At 30.6% G+C, this 25316-nt stretch carries 22 protein-coding genes and 1 tRNA gene; 18 read left to right on the top strand and 5 right to left on the bottom strand.

Translation table 11 applies throughout. The annotated features are described in order from the left end of the window. Nucleotides 1-685: 685 nt before the first annotated feature. From rnr to Q0935_RS05345, 6 genes are all read left to right on the top strand, one after another. Nucleotides 686-2884, top strand: coding sequence for a ribonuclease R (gene rnr, locus Q0935_RS05370; RefSeq protein WP_299383105.1), 2199 nt, complete (start codon nt 686-688; stop codon nt 2882-2884). A gap of 162 nt (nt 2885-3046) precedes the next feature. After that, entirely contained in the window at nt 3047-3355 is a 309-nt protein-coding gene (locus Q0935_RS05365; protein WP_055436179.1) for a YbjQ family protein, read from the top strand. A gap of 58 nt (nt 3356-3413) precedes the next feature. Continuing rightward, nucleotides 3414-4088, top strand: a complete 675-nt coding sequence (locus Q0935_RS05360) for a head GIN domain-containing protein (RefSeq protein WP_299383103.1) — start codon at nt 3414-3416, stop codon at nt 4086-4088. A 151-nt stretch (nt 4089-4239) separates the two neighbouring features. Beyond that, nucleotides 4240-4920 carry a LysE family transporter gene (locus Q0935_RS05355; RefSeq protein ID WP_299250497.1) on the top strand — a complete coding sequence of 227 codons (681 nt, stop codon included), beginning with the start codon at nt 4240-4242 and terminating at the stop codon, nt 4918-4920. Nucleotides 4921-4935: 15 nt separating this feature from the next. Beyond that, complete coding sequence (locus tag Q0935_RS05350; protein ID WP_299383101.1) at nt 4936-5829, top strand: hypothetical protein; 894 nt, start codon at nt 4936-4938, stop codon at nt 5827-5829. A gap of 48 nt (nt 5830-5877) precedes the next feature. Next, complete coding sequence (locus Q0935_RS05345; protein ID WP_299383099.1) at nt 5878-6645, top strand: polysaccharide lyase family 7 protein; 768 nt, start codon at nt 5878-5880, stop codon at nt 6643-6645. A gap of 222 nt (nt 6646-6867) precedes the next feature. Here Q0935_RS05345 and Q0935_RS05340 read toward each other — a convergent pair. The 3 genes from Q0935_RS05340 to Q0935_RS05330 all read right to left on the bottom strand — a co-directional run bounded on the left by Q0935_RS05340 (nt 6868) and on the right by Q0935_RS05330 (nt 7561). Continuing rightward, a tRNA-Cys gene (locus Q0935_RS05340) sits at nt 6868-6938 on the bottom strand. A 50-nt stretch (nt 6939-6988) separates the two neighbouring features. Further along, the gene (gene folB / locus Q0935_RS05335; protein ID WP_299383097.1) at nt 6989-7351 is read right to left on the bottom strand and encodes a dihydroneopterin aldolase; all 363 of its coding nucleotides are present in this window, start codon (nt 7349-7351) and stop codon (nt 6989-6991) included. 9 nt (nt 7352-7360) lie between these two features. Continuing rightward, on the bottom strand, nt 7361-7561 hold the full coding sequence (locus Q0935_RS05330; RefSeq protein ID WP_299383095.1) for a zinc ribbon domain-containing protein: 201 nt from the start codon (nt 7559-7561) through the stop codon (nt 7361-7363). 137 nt (nt 7562-7698) lie between these two features. Here Q0935_RS05330 and Q0935_RS05325 point away from each other — a divergent pair, with 137 nt between their 5' ends. The 4 genes from Q0935_RS05325 (at nt 7699) to Q0935_RS05310 (ending at nt 11808) form a co-directional block, all read left to right on the top strand. Further along, nucleotides 7699-9705 carry a glutamine--tRNA ligase/YqeY domain fusion protein gene (locus tag Q0935_RS05325; RefSeq protein WP_299383091.1) on the top strand — a complete coding sequence of 669 codons (2007 nt, stop codon included), beginning with the start codon at nt 7699-7701 and terminating at the stop codon, nt 9703-9705. Nucleotides 9706-9792: 87 nt separating this feature from the next. Continuing rightward, nucleotides 9793-10272: a DUF1761 domain-containing protein gene (locus Q0935_RS05320; RefSeq protein ID WP_299250505.1), complete on the top strand. Its 480-nt coding sequence runs from the start codon at nt 9793-9795 to the stop codon at nt 10270-10272. A 58-nt stretch (nt 10273-10330) separates the two neighbouring features. Then, a complete protein-coding gene (locus Q0935_RS05315) occupies nt 10331-11491 on the top strand; it encodes a GNAT family N-acetyltransferase (protein WP_299383088.1) in 1161 nt (386 codons plus the stop codon). A 113-nt stretch (nt 11492-11604) separates the two neighbouring features. After that, on the top strand, nt 11605-11808 hold the full coding sequence (locus tag Q0935_RS05310) for a hypothetical protein (RefSeq protein WP_299383086.1): 204 nt from the start codon (nt 11605-11607) through the stop codon (nt 11806-11808). 35 nt (nt 11809-11843) lie between these two features. On the opposite strand, the gene Q0935_RS05305 is transcribed toward Q0935_RS05310, so the two are convergent. Then, nucleotides 11844-12767, bottom strand: a complete 924-nt coding sequence (locus tag Q0935_RS05305) for an SPFH domain-containing protein (RefSeq protein ID WP_299250511.1) — start codon at nt 12765-12767, stop codon at nt 11844-11846. A 105-nt stretch (nt 12768-12872) separates the two neighbouring features. Here Q0935_RS05305 and Q0935_RS05300 point away from each other — a divergent pair, with 105 nt between their 5' ends. Continuing rightward, nucleotides 12873-13559, top strand: coding sequence for a hypothetical protein (locus tag Q0935_RS05300; RefSeq protein ID WP_299383084.1), 687 nt, complete (start codon nt 12873-12875; stop codon nt 13557-13559). A 56-nt stretch (nt 13560-13615) separates the two neighbouring features. Beyond that, complete coding sequence (locus tag Q0935_RS05295; protein WP_299383082.1) at nt 13616-15454, top strand: T9SS type A sorting domain-containing protein; 1839 nt, start codon at nt 13616-13618, stop codon at nt 15452-15454. 70 nt (nt 15455-15524) lie between these two features. Here the strand turns inward: Q0935_RS05295 and gltX are convergent, their stop codons facing one another. Next, nucleotides 15525-17033: a glutamate--tRNA ligase gene (gltX, locus tag Q0935_RS05290; RefSeq protein WP_299383080.1), complete on the bottom strand. Its 1509-nt coding sequence runs from the start codon at nt 17031-17033 to the stop codon at nt 15525-15527. Nucleotides 17034-17231: 198 nt separating this feature from the next. Between gltX and Q0935_RS05285 the strand changes: the two genes are divergently transcribed. The 6 genes from Q0935_RS05285 to Q0935_RS05260 all read left to right on the top strand — a co-directional run bounded on the left by Q0935_RS05285 (nt 17232) and on the right by Q0935_RS05260 (nt 25240). Then, entirely contained in the window at nt 17232-20744 is a 3513-nt protein-coding gene (locus tag Q0935_RS05285) for a DUF4175 family protein (RefSeq protein ID WP_299383077.1), read from the top strand. Then, the gene (ybeY, locus tag Q0935_RS05280; RefSeq protein WP_299250521.1) at nt 20737-21147 is read left to right on the top strand and encodes an rRNA maturation RNase YbeY; all 411 of its coding nucleotides are present in this window, start codon (nt 20737-20739) and stop codon (nt 21145-21147) included. Before Q0935_RS05285 ends, ybeY begins: the two co-directional genes overlap by 8 nt. A gap of 155 nt (nt 21148-21302) precedes the next feature. Beyond that, nucleotides 21303-23174: a tRNA uridine-5-carboxymethylaminomethyl(34) synthesis enzyme MnmG gene (gene mnmG / locus Q0935_RS05275; protein WP_299383074.1), complete on the top strand. Its 1872-nt coding sequence runs from the start codon at nt 21303-21305 to the stop codon at nt 23172-23174. 90 nt (nt 23175-23264) lie between these two features. Then, entirely contained in the window at nt 23265-23627 is a 363-nt protein-coding gene (locus Q0935_RS05270; RefSeq protein WP_299383072.1) for a hypothetical protein, read from the top strand. A 14-nt stretch (nt 23628-23641) separates the two neighbouring features. Beyond that, nucleotides 23642-24502 (top strand): class I SAM-dependent methyltransferase, encoded by an 861-nt coding sequence (locus Q0935_RS05265; protein ID WP_299383069.1) that lies wholly within the window; start codon nt 23642-23644, stop codon nt 24500-24502. 225 nt (nt 24503-24727) lie between these two features. After that, nucleotides 24728-25240, top strand: a complete 513-nt coding sequence (locus Q0935_RS05260) for an OmpH family outer membrane protein (RefSeq protein WP_299250529.1) — start codon at nt 24728-24730, stop codon at nt 25238-25240. Nucleotides 25241-25316 lie beyond the last annotated feature (76 nt).

Raw genomic sequence — 25316 nt, 5'->3', positions numbered from 1 at the left:
AAACTACCAAAAAAGTTAGCAGTTTTCTTTAGGTTATTTATCATTAAAAAAAATGCACATACAAACACAAAAAAATAAAATACTTATTAAAAATACGATGTGAACATAGGTTATCAACAGTTGTTAATAACCCTATTAACTTATATAAAAATCAAGACATTAAATAGTTAATAAGGTGTTAGTATTAACAGAAAAGTAACCTACACAATGAAAACGCAAAAAAGTTATACCGCTATTCACAAGCTATCATAATCATTATTTTTTTTTTAAATTTTAAAGAAAGAAAAGTAATATATAGTATATATGTGTATAACTCTAAAATTGAGTTTGATTTCAATTCTTATTTAAACTTGAAATAGTAGAGTAACCTAAACTTGTTTAAATAAACTAAAAAGGTATTCTGTTTTATTAAACGAAGAATTATAGAATAAAAATAAATAAGAGTTCTATTGTAAACAGTTAACCTAATATGTTTTTACGTTAACTTAATATTAAAGAAACTTCGATTTAATATAAAAAACGTAAATTTGTATAAGCTTAATTAAAAAAGACACTTTTTATTGAAAATAAAAGAGCTTTATAAATTGTTCTTCTCGAGATATCGAGATAGCATATCTTCTCCAACAATTAAGTTTTCAATAACAGAATCTCATTTAACTCAGAGATTCAATAGATTACAAATTAAATGACAAAAAAGAAACACAGGAAACCTTCACATAACAAGATTTCCAACCTTACAAATACAATTCTTAGTATTTTAAAAAAAGATAGAAATAAATATTTCAACTATAAACAAATTGGTGCTATACTAGACGTTAACGATGCTAGTAGTCGTAACCAAATTATAAAAAAATTAGCGCAACTTAAAGCTAAAGAAGAGATTAAAGAAGTAGATCGTGGTAAATTTCAAATAGCAAATAGTACAGAATATCATATTGGTATTTTTGATGCTGCTCAACGTGGTAACGGTTACGTTATTTGCGATGATTTTGAAGACGATATTTACATAGCATCTAACAATGTTAACAAAGCTTTAAATGGTGACGAAGTAGAACTTTATGTTTACAAACGTAGAAAACAAGGTAAACAAGAGGGCGAAATCATTAAAATTATTAAGCGTGCTAAAACAGAATATGTAGGTATTATTCAAGTACATGCTAAAAAGAATTTTGCTTTTGTAGTAGTTGATGGTAATAAAATGAAAACAGACATTTTTGTACCAATTAATAAAACTATGAATGCTGAAGACGGCGATAAAGTATTGGTTTCTATGGAAGAATGGCCAGAAAAAGCCGATTCTCCCAACGGAAAAGTTCTTAAAGTTTTAGGAAAAGCAGGAGAACATAATACCGAAATTCATGCTATTTTAGCAGACTACGGTTTGCCTTACGAGTTTCCAAAAGAAGTTGAAGACTACGCAAATAATATAGATTTAAACATTAAACCAGAAGAAATAGCGAAGCGTAGAGATATGCGAAAGGATTTAACTTTTACAATAGATCCTAAAGATGCTAAAGATTTTGATGATGCCTTATCGTTTACCGTTTTAGAAAATGGTAATTACGAAATAGGGATTCATATTGCAGATGTTTCGCATTATCTACAAGAAGGAACAGTTTTAGACGATGAAGCTTACGAGCGTGCAACTTCTGTTTATTTAGTAGATAGAGTAGTACCAATGTTACCAGAAATACTTTCTAATGGTGCATGTTCATTACGTCCACACGAAGAAAAATATACTTTTTCTGCTGTTTTTGAATTGAATAATAAAGCCGAAATTAAAAACGAATGGTTTGGTAGAACGGTAACGTATTCTGATGCACGTTTTGCATACGAAGAAGCACAAGCCATTATTGAAAATAAAAATAATACTATTCCTGCCGAAGTTTCTTTAACAGGAAAAGAATACAAAACAGATCAAGCCATTGCAGATGCTGTTTTGAAAATGGACGAACTAGCAAAAATTATGCGTGGTAAACGTATGCGTGATGGTGCTATTTCTTTTGATAAAGTTGAAGTAAAATTTAATTTAGATGAAGAGTCAAATCCAGTAGGCGTATTCTTTAAAACGAGTAAAGATGCTAATAAACTTATTGAAGAGTTTATGTTATTAGCAAACAGAAAGGTTTCAGAATTTGTTGGAAAACAAAAACCAGAGAAAACTTTTGTTTACAGAGTGCATGATGAGCCAAATGAAGAGAAATTAATGGCTTTACAAGGCGTTGTTTCTAAATTTGGGCATAAGCTTAACTTTAATAGTAAAGATGGCATAGCGGCCTCTTTAAATCAGTTATTAAATGATGTTCAAGGTAAAAAAGAACAAAATTTAGTAGATACTTTAGCAATTAGAACCATGTCTAAAGCAGAGTATACTACCAAAAATATTGGTCATTACGGTTTAGCTTTCGATTATTACAGTCACTTTACATCGCCAATTCGTCGTTATCCAGATGTTATGGCACACAGATTATTACAACGTTATTTAGACGGTGAAAAAACTGCTAATGCAGAAATTTATCAGGAGCGTTGTAAACACTCAAGTAACATGGAATATTTGGCAACAAAAGCCGAAAGAGATTCTATTAAGTACATGCAAATTAGATTCATGCAAGATCATCAAGATGAAGAATTTGTAGGTGTAATTTCTGGTGTTACAGATTGGGGAATTTATGTGGAGATTGTATCTAACAAATGCGAAGGAATGGTAAGAACCAGAGATATTAAAGGTGATTATTACGAGTTTGATAAAGAGCAGTTTGCATTAATTGGTAAGAAAACAAAAACCATGTATCAACTTGGAGACGAGGTTATTGTAAAAGTTAAAAATGCAGATTTAGTAAAACGTCACTTAGATTTCGAATTAATAGGTAAGCCAAAAGCTTAATAATTTGTCACTTCGGGTGATTATATAAAAGAGAATTGTATCGAAAAGCTATTTAATAATATATTAGTTTCTCGATACTTTTTTTATTTAAATTCTTCATTAGTAAAAAAATAAATACTGTAACATTTTTATAAAACAGTCAACTAATAAAAAACAAAAATTATGGTTTTAACAACAACAAACTCAATAGAAGGATTTAGAATAATTGAATATAAAGGCATTGTTACAGGTGTAAGTGTAAATGTTAGAAAAGCATCGTTTAGCTTTAAAATGGATAAATATTACGAATCTGTAGAAGTAACAATGAATGAAGCTCAAGAGCAAGCATTTCAAAAATTAAGTGATAATGCAGCAAAATTAAATGCAAATGCTGTTGTGGGTATAACGTTAGATTTAGAAACAAATCCTAATTTAGCAATGACTATGGTATCTGTTACTGGAACTGCTGTACACGTAGTTTCAGAAAAATAATTTTATAAAAGTGTAACACTTTTAATTTTTAATACTCTTTAAAGAAACACTATTTACAATGAAAAAATTTGCATCAGTATTATTTCTTTTTATAACAATTTCTGTCTTTTCTCAAAATCCAAAAGAGATAGGTGTAGGAGATTTTACAACCGTTAAAGTTTACGATTTAATTCATATTAGTTTAGTTAAATCTGAAGAAAACAAAGTTATTGTATCAGGTCAAGATGCAGACGATGTTGAAATAATAAACAAAAATGGTATTTTAAAAGTACGCATGAAATTAGAGCGTACGTTTGATGGTACAAAAACATTTGTTGCTGTACATTACAAAACTATTGAAGTTATAGACGGTAATGAAGGTGCTAAAATTTTTGGAAACGAATTAATAGTGCAAGATAAAATAGAGCTTCGCGCACAAGAAGGTGCTATACTAAGAATGGGATTAGATGTTAAAAAAGTGGAAGTTAGAGCTGTTTCTGGTGGTATTATAGAAACTAAAGGAAAAGCTAAATCTCAAGAGATTACTATTAATACTGGAGGTATTTATCAAGGTAGAGAGTTTGTTACAGAAAACACTAAAATTAAAGTAAGTGCTGGAGGAGAAGCAGATGTAAATGCTAGTGAAAATGTAGACGCTAAAGTAACTGCAGGAGGAGATATTTATATCTTCGGAAATCCTAAAAACGTGAAGAAAAAGAATACGTTTGGAGGAAAAATAAAAATAAAGAATTAGAGTTTAAAACACTTTAAAAAGTATACTAAAGCTTCAGTTTTTCTGAAGCTTTTTTTTGTTTAATAGTACCTCTTAAATACTAAAAACAGTTAATTCTTTACTTTAACCACATAATTTCTTTACTTTGTAATAACAAGATTTAATTTTTTTTATGATAGAAGATATTCAGGCAGCAATACCATTAGGCTTTTTTTTAGCTTTCATGATCGGGCCTGTGTTTTTTGTGCTTTTAGAAACCAGCGTAATAAAAGGTTTTAGAGCAGCATTAGCATTCGATTTGGGTGTTATTGTTGCAGACATATTATTTATTGGTATTGCTTATTTTTCTAGCTTTCAATTATTAGAAAACTTAAGTAACCAACCAGGTCTTTATGTCTTTGGCGGTACTATTTTGGCTATTTATGGTTTTATTATTTACTTTAAAAAACCTAAAAAGGAAGCTATAGAAACTATGAAAATAGTGATTCCTAAAACAAACTATATAAAACTATTTATCAAAGGTTTTTTCTTAAACTTTATTAATGTTGGAGTATTAGTTTTCTGGTTAGGTATTATTATAGTTGTTGGGCCTAGTTTAGAAAATGATACTAATAGATTTGTTGTCTTTTTTGGAGCAATGATTACTGCATATTTTGTTACAGATCTTTTTAAAATTTTGTTAGCAAAGCAGTTAAAAAATAAACTTACACCTACAGCTATTATTAAGGTTAAACGTTTTCTTGGTCTTATTTTAGTAGTTTGTGGAACAGTACTTATTATTAAAGGTTTTCTTCCAAAAGATAAATTAAACCCTCAAGAAATTTTCGAAAAAATCGAAGAACAAACCCATTAAAAAACTCTTAATTTAATGGAATCTCAAGAACAAGTCAGACTTAAATATTGTAATAAATGCATTAATAAAAAAGTAGACGATCGTTTTGGGACACTTTGCGGATTAACAAACCAAAAACCAAATTTTAAATACACTTGTAAAGATTTTATAAAAGGAAAGCCTAAAGCTACTTTTAAAGCCTCTACAGAGCCTAAAAGACAAGAGCAGCCCTACATTAAACAAAGTAGAAAAGAAGTAAAAAGTAAAAGTCCATTCTGGATTGGTGGTTCTATTGTATTAACAGTAGCTATATTTCTTTTTAAAATAGCACGTACTGTTTCTAGTTTAGATAATAGTAATCCAAAGCCTTCTCAATACGAACAAGATTACCTTAAACAGTTAGAAAAAGCACAAGAAAGGAGAAATAAAGTGCCAACCATAAATTACTTAAGTAAAAATAATAGTAAAGCAGAGTTTTCTAGAAAAATGGAAACAGATACTATTATTGTTTTAAATTCTAAAGTAAAATTAAAACTCCCTAAAAGATTTAGGTTAACTATTTACAACGACGATAACGAACTCCCAATAAAAGCTACATCTAGAGGTTATTATTTTATTTGTAATAAATTAAAAATAGATAAAAATTTAGATCAGTTAGAACAATGGAAAGCATTTAGAAATCAATTAATTAATAATTATCCAGGTAGTTCATTAGTTGTAAAAACGCCGTTAACTCTCAATACAGCTACAAACGATTTAGATAGAATAGATTTCGAAATTAAAAATAATTCTAAAACCAATGTTATTGGTACTGCTAGAATTGTAGACTATAATAATGAGCGTTACTTTTTTCAATTAGTATCAGATGCATCAAATGCAGATCATACGATAACTAACAAGTATTTAAGGTATTATGTTAAGGTGAAATAAGTATTTAATTTTTGTAAGGTTAATTTTTTTGATAGTTTAGTAAAAAAAATGAAAATTATAACTTTAACATCGCTTATTGCATTAATTCTTATGTCTGGATGCTCTAAAGATGAAGCAGAAACAACTAGTAATACACAACAAAATACTAATAGTACATCTATTTCAAACACTACAAATGTTAGTAGTTTACCCGGAGATAATTTTAACTTAGAGACTTTACAAATTGAAACAAGTTGGAACACACCAGACAGATCTACAGTTTCAGAAACCGCTTCTACTTTTAATCCTACAGATTTTTTCTATATGGAAGATAATAATATGGTATTTGAAAGTAAAGAAAGTGATGGAAAACGTACAGAACTTAAAGAAAGACCTGGAGAAGAAAAAGATCTTAATGTTTATAAAAAGTTAGAGTATACAGCAAAAGTAGATTTAATACCAGAAAATGGTGTGACTATTGCGCAAGTACATAATAGAGGTAATGGTGTAGAAAGACCATTAGTTCGTGTCTATATAGATAATGATCTTAAAATTAAATTTAAACTATCTAATAATCCAATAGATACTTCTACTTACACTACCATTACTGGACCAGAATATATAGAAGGTTCTATTTTAAATGTCACTGTATTAATAGAAAATGGTGTTACTGAGTTTTCTGTAGTAACTACAAGTGGTACTAAAAACCATACGTTTACACCATCAATTAACTGGAATTCGTATGCAACATCATATTATTTAAAAGCTGGTGTTTATACAGAAGGTAACGATACAAGACCTAAAATTAGTTTTAGTGAGTTTGTATTGACTAAATAATCTTGTCACTTAAAAAAGTAACTCTTTTTAAGTTATCGAGCAGCTTCGAACCTCTTAAACCATTACTATAATTTTCTTAAAATTAAAATATAAAAATACCTCCAGCGTTAACCGATGGCTCTTTTGAGGTTTCTAGCAGCTTCGAACCGCTAAAAACATTACTATAATTTTCTTAAAATTTAAAGCATAAAAAAACCTCCAGTGTTAACTGAAGGTTCTTTGAGGTGTCGAGCGGATTCGAACCGCTGTAGATGGTGTTGCAGACCACTGCCTAGCCACTCGGCCACGACACCCTAATTAGGACAGCAAATATAAAAATATTTACCGTTCTAAACTATATAGATTAACTTTTTCTTTTCTCAGTCAATTCAATAGTTACCATTTCAACATCTCCTCCAATAGGTGGATTAATTTTACTTACGGCAACTGTTGCTATACTAACTTGTTTAGCTTCAGATAATATACGTCTTAAAATACGCTTTGCAACGTGCTCTAAAAGTGCACTTGGAGTAGCCATTTCTTCTGCTACAACTTTATTTAAAAAAACGTAATCTACAGTATCACTTAAGGCATCAGAACTTGCACTTTTTTCTAAATCTGCCTTTATTTTTAAATCTACGCGGTAATCGCAACCTATAGCTGTTTCTTCTTTTAAGCAACCATGATTTGCGTGAACGCGGATATTTTCAACTTTAATTATTCCCATTATAGTATATTAGTTTGTAAAAAAGTCAAAGATATTACTAATTCTACTGGTTTTGGTTTTAAAAAACTCGGTATATGTACATTTTTTACAAGTAACAGATGTAAAACTCTTATTCTGTATATTAAAGAGTTTAGAAAACAGGCCTCCAGTGGCTTGCATTCGGTCTATTTCACAACTAGCATTAAGGCATTTTGGACATTTGTAATTCATAGCGTATAATTTAGTTTTAATAGTATTTAAACTATAAGTATTACAAACTGAATAAATGTTACGTAATTTCATTAATTTTACATCCTATTTTAAGTTGATTTTATAGCAAACAGTCAATAAAATAAAGTATAAAATTTATGTCTACAGAAACAAAATCGCTCAATTTTTTAGAGCACATTATAGAAGAAGATTTAGCAAACGGATTAGCTAAAGATAAATTACGTTTTCGTTTTCCGCCAGAGCCAAACGGTTATTTACATATTGGACACACAAAAGCAATAGGTATTAGTTTTGGTTTAGGTGAAAAATATAATGCACCTGTAAACTTACGTTTCGATGATACAAATCCAGCAAAAGAAGAACAAGAATATGTAGACGCTATTAAGGAAGATGTATCTTGGTTGGGTTACAAATGGGCAGAAGAGCGCTACTCTTCAGACTATTTTCAAGAACTTTACGATTGGGCAATATTACTTATTAAAGATGGTAAAGCGTATATAGATTCTCAATCTAGCCAAGCTATGGCAGAGCAGAAAGGAACACCAACACAACCAGGTGTAGATGGACCTTATAGAAATAGAACTGTTGAAGAAAATTTAGACATTTTTGCTAAAATGAAAGCCGGAGAATGTAACGAAGGCGAGCATATTTTACGTGCAAAAATAGACATGCAACATGTAAATATGTTAATGCGTGATCCTATTATGTATCGTGTTTTAAAGAAAGATCATCACCGTACAGGAAGCGATTGGTGTATATATCCAATGTACGATTGGACGCATGGAGAAAGCGATTATATAGAGCAAGTATCGCATTCATTATGTTCACTAGAATTTAAGCCTCATAGAGAACTTTACGATTGGTTTAAGGAGCAAGTACATGGTTTTGCAAAGGACAAGTACCCAATGCAACCAAAACAGCGAGAGTTCGCACGTTTAAACCTTAGTTATACTATTATGAGCAAACGTAAGTTGCTTAAATTAGTAGAAGAAGGTATCGTTTCTGGATGGAACGATCCAAGAATGCCAACCATTTCTGGTTTACGTCGTCGTGGTTACACACCACAATCTATTAGAAAGTTTGTAGAAACTGTAGGTGTTGCTAAACGCGATAATTTAATAGATGTATCGCTTTTAGAATTCTGTATTCGTGAAGATTTAAACAAAAAAGCAGACAGAGTAATGGCTGTTTTAGATCCTATAAAAGTAGTTATTACTAACTATCCAGAAGATAAAGAAGAATGGCTTGAAGCCGAAAATAATCAAGAAGACGCTAGTGCTGGTTTTAGAAAAGTACCTTTTTCTCGCGAATTATATATCGAGAAAGAAGATTTTAAAGTAGAAGCAAGTAATAAGTTTTTTAGATTAAAACTAGGAGGAGAGGTTAGATTAAAGAACGCTTATATTATTAAAGCCGAAAGTGTTGTAAAAGATACAGAAGGTAATGTAACCGAAATTAATTGTACATATTCTGAAGACACAGAAAAGAAAGTAAAAGGAACATTACATTGGGTATCTATAAAACATGCTATTAAGGCAGAAGTTCGTGAATACGATAGATTATTTACAGACGAAGCACCAGATAGCCATGCAGATAAAGATTTTATGGAGTTTATTAACCCGAAGTCTTTAAAAACAATTGAAGCTTTTGTAGAACCAAGTTTAGCTGATGCTAAAATAGGAGAGCAGTTTCAGTTTCAACGTTTAGGTTATTTTAATTTAGATATCGAGTCAACTGCTAATAAATTAGTATTTAATAAAACAGTTGGTTTAAAAGATTCTTGGGCAAAAGTAAAGCCTAAGACAGCTACAGACAATCAACAAAAACAACCTCAAAACAATAAACGTTCTGCAATAGACCAAATAAAATCTTACGGTAAAAAGTACGATCGTATGCAAGACGATCAACGTGAAAAAGCTAAAGCTGAAATACAAGAACTAGCTAAAAATGTATCATACGAAGATTTAGAATCTCTTTTTGGAACAGCAGTTAAAAAAGCAGGTACACGTATTATTACTATGATAAGTTTAGGTGTTTTAATAGAAAACGGATTAGAAAAAAACGAAGCAATAAACGACTTTATTTCTAAAGCTTTAGACGATAAAAACGATTTGTTAGTAGCAGAAGCTAAAGCATTAGCTTAAATTATAACTTACACACATAAAAGCCTTTAAATAATATTTAGAGGCTTTTTTGTATCTTTAAAACAACTAACTAACACATAAACTTTTATGGAATTTAACTTTTTAGCAATTTTAGTAGCTGCAATTGCACCTATTTTAATAGGTTTTTTATGGTATAACCCTAAAACTTTTGGAAACGTATGGATGAGAGAAGCAGAAATGACGCCAGAAAAAATGAAAGGTGGTAATATGGCTATTATTTTTAGTATCACGTTATTATTATCATTTGTTTTATCTTTCTTTTTACAGCAATTAACAACGCATCAAATGGGAGCTTATAGTTTAGCACAAGGAGAACTAGGAGAAACTGTAAATTATAAAGCTTTTATGGAAGAGTTTAAAAATGAATTTAGAACTTTTAAACATGGCGCTTTACACGGTATTTTAGCCGGTGTTTTCTTATTTTTTCCTGTTATAGCAATTAATGGAATGTTCGAGCGTAAAAGCTGGAAGTATATTTTTATTAATTCTGGATATTGGATTGTTTCTTTGGCAGTAATGGGTGCAATTGTTTGTGGTTGGATTTAAAAATGTAATTTTATAGAATAAATAAATGTAAAGCTGATGGGTTACCATCAGTTTTTTTATGGATAAACTACAAGTAAAAATATATAACAAAGTTAACGAGCTTCCAGACTCTTGGAATGCTTTGCCTAATAATGATGTGTTTTTAAAAACATCGTTTTTAAGCGCTTTAGAGCAATCTTCGCCTAAAAACATTACATCACAGTATGTTGGTATTTTTAAAGCCGAAAAGCTCGTTGCAATAGCTATAATAGAGCGAGTAGAAATGTATCTCGAAGATATTTTTAGAAATAATAACGATAAGTATTTAACTCAAAAAACAAAACAGTTAATATCTAGAATAGTTAGAGGTAATACGTTAGTTATTGGTAATATAATGCATACAGGACAACACGGTTTGTATTTTAATACTGAAGAAATAACTTATAAAGAATACTTAAACCAATTAGCTTTAGTTATAAACAAAATTAAATCTAATTTAAAGCAAGAGTATAATAAAAAAGTAAGGTTAATAGCTTTTAAAGATTATTTTGAAGAGGATGCAATCCATAATAATCAAACGTTTTTTAATACCGAAAAGCTTTATAAAGTGCAAGTACAGCCTAATATGGTTTTTAATATTCCAGAGTCTTGGAACACTTTAGAAGACTATACTTCGGCTTTTACAAAAAAGTATCGCGATCGTTTTAAATCGGCTAGAAAAAAAGGAAAACAAATTGTTAAACGAGAATTAACTATTGAAGATTTATATGCATTAGAATCTAAAATGTTTCAGTTGTATAAAAATGTATCGGATAATGCACGTGTAAACTCTTTCATATTAAACGAAAATCATTTTAAAACTTTAAAAGAAGAACTAAAAGATAACTTTATAGTCTTTGGTTATTTTATTGAGGAAGAACTTGTAGGTTTTTTCACTTTAATTATTAATAAAAATACATTAGAAACTTATTTTTTAGGGTATAACCATAACTATCAACATAAGTACCAAATGTATTTAAATATGCTATTTGATATGGCGCAGTTTGGTATAGAAAATAAGTTTAAGCAAATTGTTTATGCTAGAACAGCAATGGAAATTAAAAGCTCGGTTGGTGCAAAAGCTAAGAATATGCATATATACATGAAGCACACCAATTTTATTGCCAATGCTATGCTAAAATTAATTGTTAAGTACTTAAACCCAGTAACTAAATGGGTAGAGCGCCATCCTTTTAAATAGTATGTTTTGTTGTTTTAATATATTGGGAAACAAATATTTAAGTATTAATTAACATCAAAAAATTCTTATTACGTATTAGTTTTTATAACTTTAATTTAAACACAAAATAGATTATGGAAAATAGAAACCTTCTTACTAAAATAAGTGCATTAACTAGAGAAATTGAAACTAAATATCCGGAAGTTTACGAGCATCTCGGCGAGATTCCACAAACTATTCCAGATGTTGAAAATCCAGAAGTAGAAAAAAAAGAACTTGAAAACTATCTTAATAGTTTAGAAACTATGTTGGAAAAAGCAAAAAAAAACCTGAAGTAAATACTTCAGGTTTTTTTAATGTATTAATTTAAATTTTATTTCTTGTTAAGCTTAGCTTCTTTCATAGCTTCACCAATTTGGTTACTTGCTGCAAAACTAGCTACCATATCATTTAGCATATTACTTCCAGCTTGTGGCGAATTTGGTAATAAAATTAAGTTACTATTTGTTTCGCTACCAATAGCTTGTAAAGTATCGTAATGCTGTGTTACAACTATTAACGCAGAAGCTTCTTGAGAGTTAATACCAACTTTATTTAATACCTCTACACTTTCTTCTAGACCACGTGCAATTTCACGACGTTGGTCTGCAATACCTTGTCCTTGTAAACGCTTACTTTCTGCTTCGGCTTTTGCTTTTTCAACAATTAAAATACGTTGTGCGTCACCTTCGTATTGTGCAGCAGTTTTTTCTCTATCTGCAGCATTAATACGGTTCATTGCTTCTTTTACTTGTGCATCTGGATCGATATCTGTTACTAAGGTTTTAATAATATCAAAACCATAATCTAGCATGGCATCATTTAGTTCAGACTTTACTGCAATGGCAACATCATCTTTACGTAAAAACACATCATCAAGTATCATTTTTGGTACTTCTGCACGTACAACATCAAAAACATAACTTGTAATTTGATCGTGCGGATAATCTAATTTATAAAAAGCATCATACACTTTTTCAGTAATAACACGGTATTGTACAGATACTTTTAGTCTTACAAAAACATCATCTTTAGTTTTAGTTTCAACAATAACATCTAATTGTTGAATTTTTAAGCTTAAACGTCCAGAAACCTTATCTATTAAAGGTATTTTTAAGTGTAAACCAGATTGTCTAATACTATGAAATTTTCCAAAACGTTCTACAATTGCAGCAGTTTGCTGTTTTACCACAAAGAAGGAAGAAATTAGAATAATAAGGGCAAAAAATAAAATTGGAATAAAAATAATTGTTCCCATAACAGTTTTTTTAATGGTTAATAAAGCTAAATAACTAGCTTTTAAGGTTAATAAAAATGAAATACTAATTTAAGTTATATTTGCTCATAAACACCCAAATTAGAGATGAAAAGAATACAACTTTCCTTATTAGTAGCACTTATGCTATGTTTTGTTACAAAAAGTTTTGCTCAACATAAAAATTACGACATAAAAAACGGCTTTGGTTTGTTTGGTGGTGTTACGCAATTCGATATTATAACAGATAATTTTGAAACTACAAAAGGAGATGGTTGGATAGGAGGTATGAGTGCCACTGTAGACCTTCCACATAAATGGTATAACGCTAGTTATGGTATGCAACTTTCAGAAAATACTATTGGTATTTCTGGCCGTACAAGTAATTTAGATTTATCTGCAAAAGAATTAGAATACAAGATTTTTACAGCGCAAATAGCTTTTTTATGGCATGCTAAATTGGCTGGAAGCTATTTAACTTTAGACTTTGGACCAATGCTACAATATAATAGTGATTTAGAGTTAAAAGACGACCAACAAGAGCATTTTTTAATTTCTAATTACGATGCTTTAACCGCTAACGATATTACAGATATTTCTAATTTTAACGTAAATGGAGCAATTGGCTTAACAGCAGGATTTAGTATAATTAAGTTTAAAGCCCAATATATTTATGGCTTTTTAAACACGCTAAATGCACTAAACTCTAATAACGATTTAGATTTAACAGGTAGTAATAAGAAGTTTCAAGGTAACCAGTCTATGTTGGCTTTTTCTGCGATGATTACTTTTTAATTAATTGTAACTATCTTTCAGTTAATTAATTATAATAAATACTTAAATTTAAAATAATGAAACAAAAACTACTTTTTACCTTATTTACACTTTTAAGTTGTACTACAATTTTTGCGCAAAGCGAAAATGAAATCATTGCACGTAGTTGGTTAGAAGACAATAAACACGAATTAAATATTCAAGATAATCACACTTTAGATATGCAATTTAGTAGAGTAGGTTTGTCTGGCGAAACGTTTCGTTTTTATCAAATGATGAATGGTGTACAGGTTTTTGATGCGGAAATAACTGTACATGTATCTAATGGTAAGAATGTTACTTTTCATGCTAGTACTTATGATTCTTCAATAGAAACTATTAGTACAGTGCCAAGTATTTCTGAAGCACAGGCTTTTGAGATTGCAAAAACAAATATTAATGTTCAAGGAGATCTATCTTTTGAGAACAAAGAACTTTTTATCTATAATGTAACAGGAAGCACTTTTTTGGTCTATGTAATAAGATTAGAACCAAAAGAAGCACCTATTGGTAGTTGGGAAATTGTTGTAAACGCTCAAACTGGAGAGGTAGTAAGTGTAATTGATAGAGCTTTTAATCACGAGGATAATAAAACAGAAAAAGATAAGAAAAGGAAAGTTTCGGAAAGTAGCTTTATGATGGCAAACGGAATCGGTTTTGTTTATGAAACTGATCCTTTAACGGCTACCACAAGTGCTTATGGTGGACAATACGTAGATGGAAACGATGCTACAAATGCAACATTAGATGCTGCTAGAACATCTGTAACATTGTTAGATATTACCCAAGCTGGAGGACAGTTTTTTTTAACAGGTCCTTTTGCTGAGGTTGTTGATTTTCAAAGCCCTAGTAAAGGATTGTTTAATCAATCCTCAAGTACTTTTAACTTTAATAGACAACAAGACGGTTTCGAAGCTGTTAATGTGTATTACCATATAGATAAAAGTATGCGCTACATTAATAATACTTTAGGTATTAGTTTAATGCCTTATCATTATAATACAGGTGTTAGAGCCGATCCCTCAGGACAAAATGGAGCTGACAATTCTCAATATTTAGGAGGTAGTGGTGGTTCAGGAAGGTTAACTTTTGGAGAAGGTTGTGTAGATGACGGTGAAGATGCCGATGTAATTTTACACGAATTAGGTCACGGTTTACACGATTGGATTACAAACGGAGGATTATCTCAAGTAAACGGTTTAAGTGAAGGTAGTGGAGATTATTGGGCTAACTCTTATAAAAGAAGTTTAAGCTTATGGTCTGCAAGTGATGCTGCTAGAAATTGGGTTTTTGGTTGGGATGGACATAATGTATGCTGGAACGGAAGAACAACTGTTTATGGCGCTCAATATCCAGGAGGATTAGTAGGACAAATACATACCGATGGACAAATGTGGGCAACTACTTTAATGGAAATTTGGGAAGATATAGGTCGTGAAAAAACAGATAAAGCCTTTTTAGAAGGTTTAGGGATGACAAATAGCGGAACAAACCAACAAAATGCTGCAATTGCTGTAAGACAAGCTGCTATAGATATGGGAGCAGCTCATGGTTACACTTGTGATGACATACAAGCTATAATAGATAGATTTACAGCTCAAGGTTATAGTTTGCCAGCGTACAATTGTAATTTAAGTGTAGATGAATTTGCTGTTAATGCAATTTCAATATTCCCAAATCCAACCAATGGTATTCTTTCTTTTAAAAATATAAAAGAAGAGTATAATGTTGCTGTATTTAATATGTTAGGTCAAAAAGTAAAAGATCAAACAATAAATACATCGGCTAATTTAATGGATGTTTCAAACTTAGCAACAGGAACTTACTTTATTAAATTTAATGGTGTAGACACAGTATTAAAGTTTATTAAAGAGTAATCATTAAATAATACACATAAAAAAAGCGAGCTATTTTAGCTCGCTTTTTTTATTTAATATGTTTCCGTTTTTATAAAACAGTAATCATTTTTTCAATACGTTTTATAGTTTCAGTTTTACCAATCATATACATAATATCAAAAACTTCTGGTCCTTGTAAAGCACCAACTAAAGCTAAACGTAAAGGCATCATTACTTTTCCAAAACCTATTTCGTTTCCAGTAATCCAACCTTTAATTTCTTTTTGAAGCGTTTCTACTTCAAACTCTTCAATATTAGAAATTATAGACACTAATTGCGTCATTAAGTCTTTAGTTTCGTCTTTAAATGCCTTTTTAGAAGCCTTCTCATCGTAGTTTTCTGGAGCAACAAAGAAGAAGCTACTTAAAGCCCAAAAATCGTTTACAAACGTTGCACGTTCTTTAATTAAACCAACAACCATTGCAATATAACTAGGATCTATAGTGGCTAATTCAGAATGATTTTTTTGAAAAGCTTCAGCTAATATATCATCACTTTGCTCTTGCATATAATGGTGGTTAAACCATTTTATTTTGTCTGGATCAAAACGTGCTCCTGCTTTATTAACGCGGTCTAAATTGAAAGCTTCAACTAATTCATCTAAGTTAAAAATCTCTTGTTCTGTTCCAGGATTCCATCCTAAAAAGGCTAAGAAATTAATTACAGCATCTGCAAAATAACCTTCTTCTTTATACCCTTTAGAAATGTCTCCATCTGGAGAAGTATATTCTAATGGAAATACAGGAAAGCCTAATTTATCACCATCACGCTTACTTAATTTCCCTTTTCCTGTTGGTTTTAATATTAATGGTAAATGTGCAAATTCTGGCGCTTCCCAACCAAAAGCAGTATATAATTGCATGTGTAATGCTAAAGAAGGTAACCATTCTTCACCACGAATAACATGAGAGATTTCCATTAAATGATCATCTACAATATTTGCTAAATGGTACGTTGGCATACCATCACTTTTAAACAAAACTTTATCGTCTAAAACGTTAGTATCAATTTTAATGTCTCCACGAATTATATCTTTAAGACGTAATGTTTCATCTTGAGGAGATTTAAAACGAATAACATAATCATCACCATTATCAAGCTTTGTTTTTACTTCTTCAGTTGTAAGCGAAAGAGAGTTAATTAACTCTAAACGGTTATGCCAATTGTATATAAAAGTTTGCTTGTTAGCTTCGTATTCTTTTCTTTTAGCATCTAATGTTTCTGGAGTATCAAAAGCATAATAAGCATTACCAGAAGCAATTAATTGCTCTGCATATTGCTTGTATAAATGCTTACGTTCACTTTGTCTGTAAGGTCCAAATTTTTCGTTTTTATTTGGTCCTTCATCAAAAGGAATATTACACCAATTTAAAGAATCTATAATATACTTTTCGGCACCTTCTACGTAGCGATTTTGGTCTGTATCTTCAATACGTAACACAAAAGTTCCGTTGTATTTTTTTGCAAATAAATAGTTGAAAAGAGCGGTTCTAACTCCTCCAATATGTAAAGGTCCTGTAGGACTTGGTGCGAAACGCACACGAACGTTTTTAGACATCGTTTTGTTGAAAATTAACGCTTAAACATCAAAAATGTTTAAGTTACTTATAAATTGTCATCCTGAACTTGTTTCAGGATCTCGACCGCAAAGATACAATTAACACATAATTATTAGAGATTGAATAATAAAATTGTAGTTTTATAAGTTGTAAACAAGCGGTTTTTGTGCTTGTTTTGTAAATAAGAATGATAATTAATGAGTAATTTCCAAAATATACAATCCAAACTAAACCAGTTTATTAGAAAATATTACACTAATGAGTTAATTAAAGGTGTAATTCTATTTTTTAGTATTGGACTATTATATTTATTAATTACATTATTGGTAGAGCATTTTCTTTGGTTAGGTTCTACAGCTAGAACTGTTTTATTTTGGTTGTTTGTAGCCGTTGAAATTGCATTGTTTATTAAGTTTATTGCCATTCCATTAGCTAAACTATTCAAGCTTAAAAAAGGAATTAATTTTGAAGAAGCGTCACGTTTAATAGGAAATCACTTTCCGGAGGTTAACGATAAGTTACTTAATGTACTTCAATTAAAAAATACAAATTCAGATTCTGAGTTATTATTAGCAAGCATCGATCAAAAAGCTGCCGAGCTAACGCCAGTTCCATTTAAATTGGCTATTAACTTCAAAAAAAATGCTAAATATTTAAAATATGCAGCCATTCCGTTGCTTATTATTTTCGTTATAGCAATTTCAGGAAAATTAAATTGGTTTAGCGACAGTTATGAGCGTGTTGTAAATTATCAAACAGCCTACGAGCCACCAGCACCATTTCAATTTTTTATTTTAAATGAAGATATGCAGGCTGTCGAGAATAAAGAATTCCGATTAATTGTTAAAACCGCAGGAGATGTTGTTCCAGAGAACGCACAAATTACTTTTAATAACGAAACGTATTATCTGCAACAACGTGGAGTAGGTGCTTTCGAATATGTTTTCGAGCAACCTCAAAACGATATCACTTTTAATTTATTTGCAAATAACGTAACCTCGAGACCGTACACGATAGCTGTTGCACCAGTACCAACGTTACTTGGTTTCGATATGGTTTTAAATTATCCAAATTATACTAATAAAAGAGATGAAGTATTAAAAAGTACAGGAAATGCTGTGGTACCAACAGGAACGAGTATTACCTGGAAATTAAGAACTAAAGCAACAGATTATGCAACGCTTTATGCTAAAGATACTACGCTGTTTAAAAGTAATGAAAATGGTCAGTTTTCTGTTGAAAAAAGAGTTTATAGTAATTTAGATTACAGTATTGCAACAAGTAATAAACAATTAAAAGACTACGAAAACTTAGCATTTAATATTCAAGTAGTTAGAGATGAATATCCAGAACTAAAACTACAATCTAAAGTTGATTCTTTAGACAAACAATCTTTATATTTCTACGGAAAAGTTAGTGACGATTACGGTTTAAGCAAATTACAATTAGTGTATTATCCTACCGGAAATGATAAGGATAAAAAGGTAGAACCTATTTCAATATCTAAATCTAATTTTAGTGAGTTTATAAGTGCTTTTCCTAATAATTTGGAAATTACTGAAGGTACAAGCTACGATTTATACTTTGAGGTTTTCGATAACGATGCTGTAAGTAAAAACAAAAGCACAAAAAGTAGTGTGTTTAGTTATAGAAAAAGAACTGCAGACGAAGAGGAGAAGAAACAATTAAAGGAACAAAATGAAACCATTCAGGATTTTAATAAATCTTTAGACAATTTCGAAAAGCAACAAAAAGAATTAGAAGAATTGTCCAAAACACAAAAAGAAAAATCTGAACTTAATTTTAACGATAAAAAGAAGTTTGAGAATTTTATGAAGCGTCAAAAGCAGCAAGATAAAATGATGCAGAAGTTTAATAAAAAGCTTCAAAAGAATTTAGAGGATTTTCAAAAAGAAAATAAAGAAAAAGATCAATTTAAAGAAGATTTAAAAGAACGCTTAAAACAAAACGAAGAGCAACTTAAAGAAGACGAAAAGCTAATAGAAGAATTAGAGAAATTAAAAGATAAAATTAACAAAGAAGAATTTTCAGAAAAATTAGAAAAGCTAGCTAAAAAAGCGAAAAGCCAAAAAAGAAGTCTTGAGCAAATGCTTGAATTAACGAAGCGTTATTACGTTAATAAAAAGATGGAAAAAATTGGTAATGAGTTAGACATGCTTGCTAAGGATCAAAATAAGTTAGCTAACGAAGATCCAAAAGAAAACACTAAAGAAAAACAAGAGGAGCTTAATAAAAAGTTTGAAGACATACAAAAACAACTAGACGAGCTTGAGAAAGATAATAAGGAATTAAAGAAACCTATTAATTTACCGCGAGACGAGAATAAGGAAGAGAATGTAAAAGAAGATCAAGAAGAAGCATCTGATGCATTAGAGAAAAAAGAAGAATCTTCTAGTGAAGAAGAAAAGAAAACCGATAATGCTAAAGCTAATAAAAGCCAAAAAGCTGCAGCTAAAAAAATGAATGAGATGAGCATGAAAATGCAAGCTCAAATGGGACAATCTTCTAAAGAAGCACTAGAAGAGGATATTGAAATGTTACGTCAAATTTTGGATAATTTAGTTTTATTTTCTTTTGATGAAGAAAAACTGATGAAGCAATTTAACAGCATAGAAATAAATCATAATGAATACGCTACATATTTAAAAAAGCAAAAAGATTTAAGAACACATTTTGAACATGTAGACGATAGTTTGTTTGCAATGGCTTTAAGACAGCCAAAAATTTCTGAAGAAGTAAATAAGGAAATTTCCGATGTCTATTTTAATATAGATAAAGCAATGGCAGAATTGGCGGAAAATAATATTTATAAAGGAGTAGCATCGCAACAATATACAGTAACATCTGCAAATAATTTAGCTAATTTTTTAAGTGATGCTCTAGATCAATTACAAAATGCAATGTCAATGCCATCTCCAGGACAAGGTCAAGGAGAAGGCGGAATGCCACTTCCAGATATTATTATGAGCCAAGAAGAGCTTAATAAAAAAATGGAAGAAGGAACAAAAAAGGGAGAAAGCGGCAAACCTAATGAAGGAGAAGGAGATAAGCCAGGAGATAAGTCTGGTGATAAACCTGGAGATAAACCAGGAGACAAACCTGGCAAAGGAAAAAAGCCCGGAGATAAAGGAGAAGGAGGAGTAGATGGTGAAAATGGAAAAGGTGGCAAAGGAAAAAAAGGCAAAAACGGTAAAGGAGAAGGAAACGGTGAAGGTGAAGGTAATGGCGGAAAAGGAAAAGGACAAGACGGGTTTAATGAAGATGTAAATGGTGAATTATATAAAATCTACCAACAGCAACAAATGATTCGTCAAGCACTTGAAGAAAAGTTAGCTTTAGACGAAAAATTAGGAAAAGGAACACCTGCCGATGCTAAGCAATTAATTAAGCAGATGGAGGACGTTGAAGAAGATCTTATTAATAATGGATTTACAAACGAAACACTTTCTAAGATGATGAATTTACAACATCAGCTTTTAAAATTAGAAAAAGCAACTTTAGAACAAGGTCAAGAAAGTAAGCGTAAATCTGAAACTAATAAAAAGGATTTTTCAAATAATACTAATAATCAAATTCCTAATGCTAAAGAATATTTTAACACTACAGAAATATTGAATAAGCAAGCATTACCTTTGCAGCAAATTTACAAACAGAAAGTACAAGAATATTTTAAACAAAAGAATGATTAGTTTTAACTACGAAAACGATTTTAAGCTACCTAACGAGACTCAAATCTCTAAATGGATATCATCTGTCATTGTAACAGAAAACTGTAAAGAGGAAGAGATTAACTATGTTTTTTGTGACGATGATTATCTTCATAAACTTAACGTAGACTTCTTAGACCACGACACTTTAACCGATGTTATTAGTTTTGATTACTCCGTAGGAAAAACATTACATGGTGATATTTTTATTTCAACAGAAAGAGTAGAGGATAATGCAAAAGATTTTGAGAATACTTTTGAAGAAGAATTACATCGCGTTTTAGTTCATGGTGTTTTACATTACTGCGGCTACAAAGATAAAACAGACGAGGAAGCAAAGTTAATGAGAGAGAAAGAAAACTTCTATCTTAATACACTAAAATAGAATTCAGTAATTCTCAGTATATTTGGAAACTTTTTAAATTGAGAGAATAATGTTTCACGTGGAACATTGTGTTTAGATTTAAATTATTTAGTATTAAATCCATTTTGAAATCATTTGATATTTTCGAATGTTTCACGTGGAACAATTAAAAAATTATGTTTAACGAAATTTACGACGTTATTGTTGTTGGAGGTGGTCACGCAGGAAGTGAGGCTGCAGCATCGGCAGCAAACATGGGAAGCAAAACCTTGCTTATTACCATGAACCTACAAAATATTGCTCAAATGTCTTGTAATCCTGCTATGGGAGGAATTGCAAAAGGACAAATTGTTAGAGAGATTGATGCGCTTGGAGGATACAGTGGAATTGTGAGTGATACTTCTGCTATCCAATTTAAGATGCTTAACAAATCTAAAGGACCTGCAATGTGGAGTCCAAGAGTCCAAAGTGACCGTATGCGTTTTGCAGAAGATTGGAGATTGCTTTTAGAGAAGACAAAGAATCTAGATTTTTATCAAGAAATGGTTTCTGGTCTAATTGTAGAAAACGGAAAAATTGCAGGTGTAAAAACATCTTTAGGAATAGAGGTGAGAGCAAAATCTGTAGTACTTACTAATGGTACTTTTTTAAATGGGTTAATTCATATTGGAGATAAAAATTTTGGAGGAGGTAGAGCAGGTGAAAGAGCCGCAACTGGAATTACAGAACAGCTAGTTAATTTAGGTTTCGAATCTGGCAGAATGAAAACAGGAACACCTCCAAGAGTAGATGGTAGGTCTTTAGATTTTTCTAAAATGGCAGAGCAACCTGGCGATGCAGTTCCAGAAAAATTTTCTTATTTAGATATTACAAAACCACTAGAGCATCAACGTTCTTGTTATATGGCTCACACAAGTGAGTTGGTTCACGATTTGCTTCGTGAAGGTTTCGATCGTTCTCCAATGTTTAATGGTAGAATTAAAAGTCTTGGCCCAAGATATTGTCCAAGTATAGAAGATAAAATAAATAGATTCTCAGATAAGAATAGTCATCAATTATTTGTTGAACCAGAAGGATGGAATACGGTTGAAATGTATGTTAATGGTTTCTCAACATCGTTACCAGAGGATGTTCAATTTAAAGCCATGCGTTCTATAGTTGGTTTCGAAAACGTAAAGTTTTTTAGACCGGGTTATGCTATTGAATACGATTATTTTCCACCAACACAATTAAAGCACACGCTAGAAACTAAGTTAGTTGAAGGTTTGTATTTTGCTGGTCAAATTAATGGAACTACAGGTTACGAAGAAGCAGCTTCTCAAGGTTTAATGGCTGGTATAAATGCAACGCTTAAAGTGCAAGAAAAAGATCCATTTATACTAAAACGTAACGAAGCTTATATTGGCGTTTTAGTAGATGATTTAATTACTAAAGGTACAGAAGAGCCTTATAGAATGTTTACCTCTCGTGCGGAATATAGAACGCTATTACGACAAGATAATGCAGATTTTAGATTAACACCAAGAGGTTACGATTTAGGTTTAGCTAGCGAAAAAAGATTGAGACGTATGGAAGAGAAGCTTGATGCTTCAGAGAAATTTGTTCAGTTTTTTAAAGATACTAGTGTAACAAAAGAAGAAGCTAATCCTGTGCTAGAAGCTAAAGAATCTGCTGCTGTAAAACAGCAAGGGAAGATGCATAAAATATTTGCTAGACCTAATATTACTATAGAGGATATGCGTAAAATTGAGTCTGTAGACAACTATATTAAAGAACATAATCTAGACAGAGAGATTATAGAACAGACCGAGATTCAGGTTAAATATGCTGGCTATATAGATAAAGAAAAGAATAATGCTGATAAGCTTTCTCGTCTAGAGAGTATAAAGATTCCTGCTAATTTTGATTACTCAAAGTTGCAATCTATGAGCTTAGAAGCTAGAGAAAAATTAAACAAAATTCAACCCGTTACAATCTCTCAAGCTTCAAGAGTTAGTGGAGTATCTCCTGCAGATATTTCTGTGTTGTTAGTTTATATGGGTAGATAATTATCTGACGATTTTCTATAATGTTTCACGTGGAACATTGAAATTAAATAGTTTTATTTTGAAGGAAGCGTGTTTTGTTTTTTTTTTATTTTGTTCTTTGCTTTTTTAGGTAATAGTCAAGCTCAAATTGTTTACGGTAATTATGTAAATGAAGAAAAATTTAAAGATGGAATACATGTTAAATATGAATTAATTATAGCTAGAGATTTTACCTTTAAATTTTATTTTTACCAAGACCAATTGTGTTATGTAGATAATGAAATAGTGAATGGTAATTGTGTTATTAATGGTGAAGAAATTACGCTTATTCCGAAAGAAAAAAGCAATACTAAAAACAATAATCTTTTAAATTTAAAAGACACTAAATTAAAAATTGTAAATAATAATAGCCTTCAAATTTATTATTCTAAAACAGTTTGGTTAAAAGATCTTGTGTTAAATAAAGTAGATTAATAATTAAGTTATCTGTGAAAAGCAATCATCAAAAATATTTATCGGTTAAAGATTATTCAGTTTCTGGAGAAGAATTTCAGTTAATTCCAAATGCTAAATATGGTTATTTGGAGACAGCGCCGCAACCATCTTTAGATAATCTTGCTGGATATTATGAAAGCGAAGATTACATTTCGCATACAGATAGTAAGCGTAATTTGTTTGAAAAAGCATACCATACTATTCGTAATATTTCTTTAAAAAGGAAGTTGAAGCTTATTAATTCGTTCAATTCTGAAGAGAAAAAACTATTAGATATAGGTTGTGGTACAGGAGCGTTTTTAAAAACAGCAAAAGATAATGCTTGGGAAGTTTACGGAATAGAACCAAATGAAAAGGCTAGGAGCATAGCTAATACAAGTTGTAATGATTCTGTTTTTAATACAGAAAAGTTAGAATCTTTAAAAAATGAAAGCTTCGATGTTATTACACTTTGGCATGTTTTAGAACATTTACCAGATTTAGAATCACAAATTTCAACTTTTAAAAGACTATTAAAACCAAATGGGACATTAGTTATTGCTGTTCCAAACTTTAAAAGTTACGACGCATTATATTATAAAAACTTTTGGGCTGCTTTCGATGTCCCTAGACATTTGTGGCATTTCTCTAAAGAATCTATTTCAAATTTGTTTAACGAAGAAAATATGAAAGTTGAAAAAACACTTCCTATGGCTTTTGATGCTTTCTATGTTAGTTTACTTTCAGAAAAATACAAAAGAAAAGCAATGAGTCCTGTGCGAGCTTTTTTTGTTGGTTTACGCTCAAACTTAAAAGCAAAACGCTCAGGAGAGTATTCTTCGCTTATTTATGTCATTAAAAACAGTAAAAATTAAATATTAGACACCTTGTTGCTTTTGTTTTGGTTTGTTTCGTGAGATAAGGTTAAGATTTTCTAAAAACGTCTTAAAACGCTTTATTTGAACCCGTTTTCGATAAGAAAAAACTATTATAAATAAATTTCACCATAGCAAACTCTTATATTAAGCTTTTAGTGAGATTTTTTACAATTAAATTAGTTCTCTTTTCTATTTTTGCTCAAAACATAAAATTATTATAAAATGAAAAAAATATTATTAGCCGTTATCGTTTTAGTAACATTCGCATCTTGTCAAGAACAAAAAATTGGTTTTATTGATAATGCTAAAGTGATTAACGATATCCAAGAGAAAAAAGATGTAGAATCTAAATATGACGTTTTAAACGAATCGTTTAAAAAGCGTGCAGATAGTCTTGGAAAAAGCTACCAGTCTGAATATTTAGCATTACAGTCTAAAATGGCTAGAATGTCTCAAAGTAAGCAGCAAGAAGCTGGTCAAGCTTTTCAAGCAAAAGCGCAACAGTTTCAGCAAATGATGCAAGCAGAGCAGCAACAATTACAAACCGCTTATCAAGCAGATATTGATTCTGTTATATCTAAAATGAAAGTAACAGTGAAAGATTTCGGTAAAACTAACGGATATAAATTTATTATTGGTGCTAACGAGTCTACGGCTAATATCTTATATGGTGATGAAACTTTAGATCTTTCAGATGTAATTATCAAAGAAATTGATGCTAAGTATAAAAAATAATTAGAGTTTAATCCTCTATTCTTAAAGCGCTAAACTACCATTTAGCGCTTTTTTTATGTATTAAACTCTTAGATTT

The sequence above is a fragment of the uncultured Lacinutrix sp. genome (assembly GCF_947500605.1).
Lineage (GTDB): Bacteria > Bacteroidota > Bacteroidia > Flavobacteriales > Flavobacteriaceae > Lacinutrix.
This window is presented reverse-complemented; position numbering and strand designations above follow the sequence as displayed.

Excerpts from the sequence above, each read along its gene's own strand:
- rnr (WP_299383105.1), top strand. The coding sequence starts at position 686 with ATGACAAAAAAGAAACACAGGAAACCTTCACATAACAAGATTTCCAAC.
- Q0935_RS05365 (WP_055436179.1), top strand. The coding sequence starts at position 3,047 with ATGGTTTTAACAACAACAAACTCAATAGAAGGATTTAGAATAATTGAA.
- Q0935_RS05360 (WP_299383103.1), top strand. The coding sequence starts at position 3,414 with ATGAAAAAATTTGCATCAGTATTATTTCTTTTTATAACAATTTCTGTC.
- Q0935_RS05355 (WP_299250497.1), top strand. The coding sequence starts at position 4,240 with ATGATAGAAGATATTCAGGCAGCAATACCATTAGGCTTTTTTTTAGCT.
- Q0935_RS05350 (WP_299383101.1), top strand. The coding sequence starts at position 4,936 with ATGGAATCTCAAGAACAAGTCAGACTTAAATATTGTAATAAATGCATT.
- Q0935_RS05345 (WP_299383099.1), top strand. The coding sequence starts at position 5,878 with ATGAAAATTATAACTTTAACATCGCTTATTGCATTAATTCTTATGTCT.
- folB (WP_299383097.1), bottom strand. The coding sequence starts at position 7,351 with ATGGGAATAATTAAAGTTGAAAATATCCGCGTTCACGCAAATCATGGT.
- Q0935_RS05330 (WP_299383095.1), bottom strand. The coding sequence starts at position 7,561 with ATGAATTACAAATGTCCAAAATGCCTTAATGCTAGTTGTGAAATAGAC.
- Q0935_RS05325 (WP_299383091.1), top strand. The coding sequence starts at position 7,699 with ATGTCTACAGAAACAAAATCGCTCAATTTTTTAGAGCACATTATAGAA.
- Q0935_RS05320 (WP_299250505.1), top strand. The coding sequence starts at position 9,793 with ATGGAATTTAACTTTTTAGCAATTTTAGTAGCTGCAATTGCACCTATT.
- Q0935_RS05315 (WP_299383088.1), top strand. The coding sequence starts at position 10,331 with ATGGATAAACTACAAGTAAAAATATATAACAAAGTTAACGAGCTTCCA.
- Q0935_RS05310 (WP_299383086.1), top strand. The coding sequence starts at position 11,605 with ATGGAAAATAGAAACCTTCTTACTAAAATAAGTGCATTAACTAGAGAA.
- Q0935_RS05305 (WP_299250511.1), bottom strand. The coding sequence starts at position 12,767 with ATGGGAACAATTATTTTTATTCCAATTTTATTTTTTGCCCTTATTATT.
- Q0935_RS05300 (WP_299383084.1), top strand. The coding sequence starts at position 12,873 with ATGAAAAGAATACAACTTTCCTTATTAGTAGCACTTATGCTATGTTTT.
- Q0935_RS05295 (WP_299383082.1), top strand. The coding sequence starts at position 13,616 with ATGAAACAAAAACTACTTTTTACCTTATTTACACTTTTAAGTTGTACT.
- gltX (WP_299383080.1), bottom strand. The coding sequence starts at position 17,033 with ATGTCTAAAAACGTTCGTGTGCGTTTCGCACCAAGTCCTACAGGACCT.
- Q0935_RS05285 (WP_299383077.1), top strand. The coding sequence starts at position 17,232 with ATGAGTAATTTCCAAAATATACAATCCAAACTAAACCAGTTTATTAGA.
- ybeY (WP_299250521.1), top strand. The coding sequence starts at position 20,737 with ATGATTAGTTTTAACTACGAAAACGATTTTAAGCTACCTAACGAGACT.
- mnmG (WP_299383074.1), top strand. The coding sequence starts at position 21,303 with ATGTTTAACGAAATTTACGACGTTATTGTTGTTGGAGGTGGTCACGCA.
- Q0935_RS05260 (WP_299250529.1), top strand. The coding sequence starts at position 24,728 with ATGAAAAAAATATTATTAGCCGTTATCGTTTTAGTAACATTCGCATCT.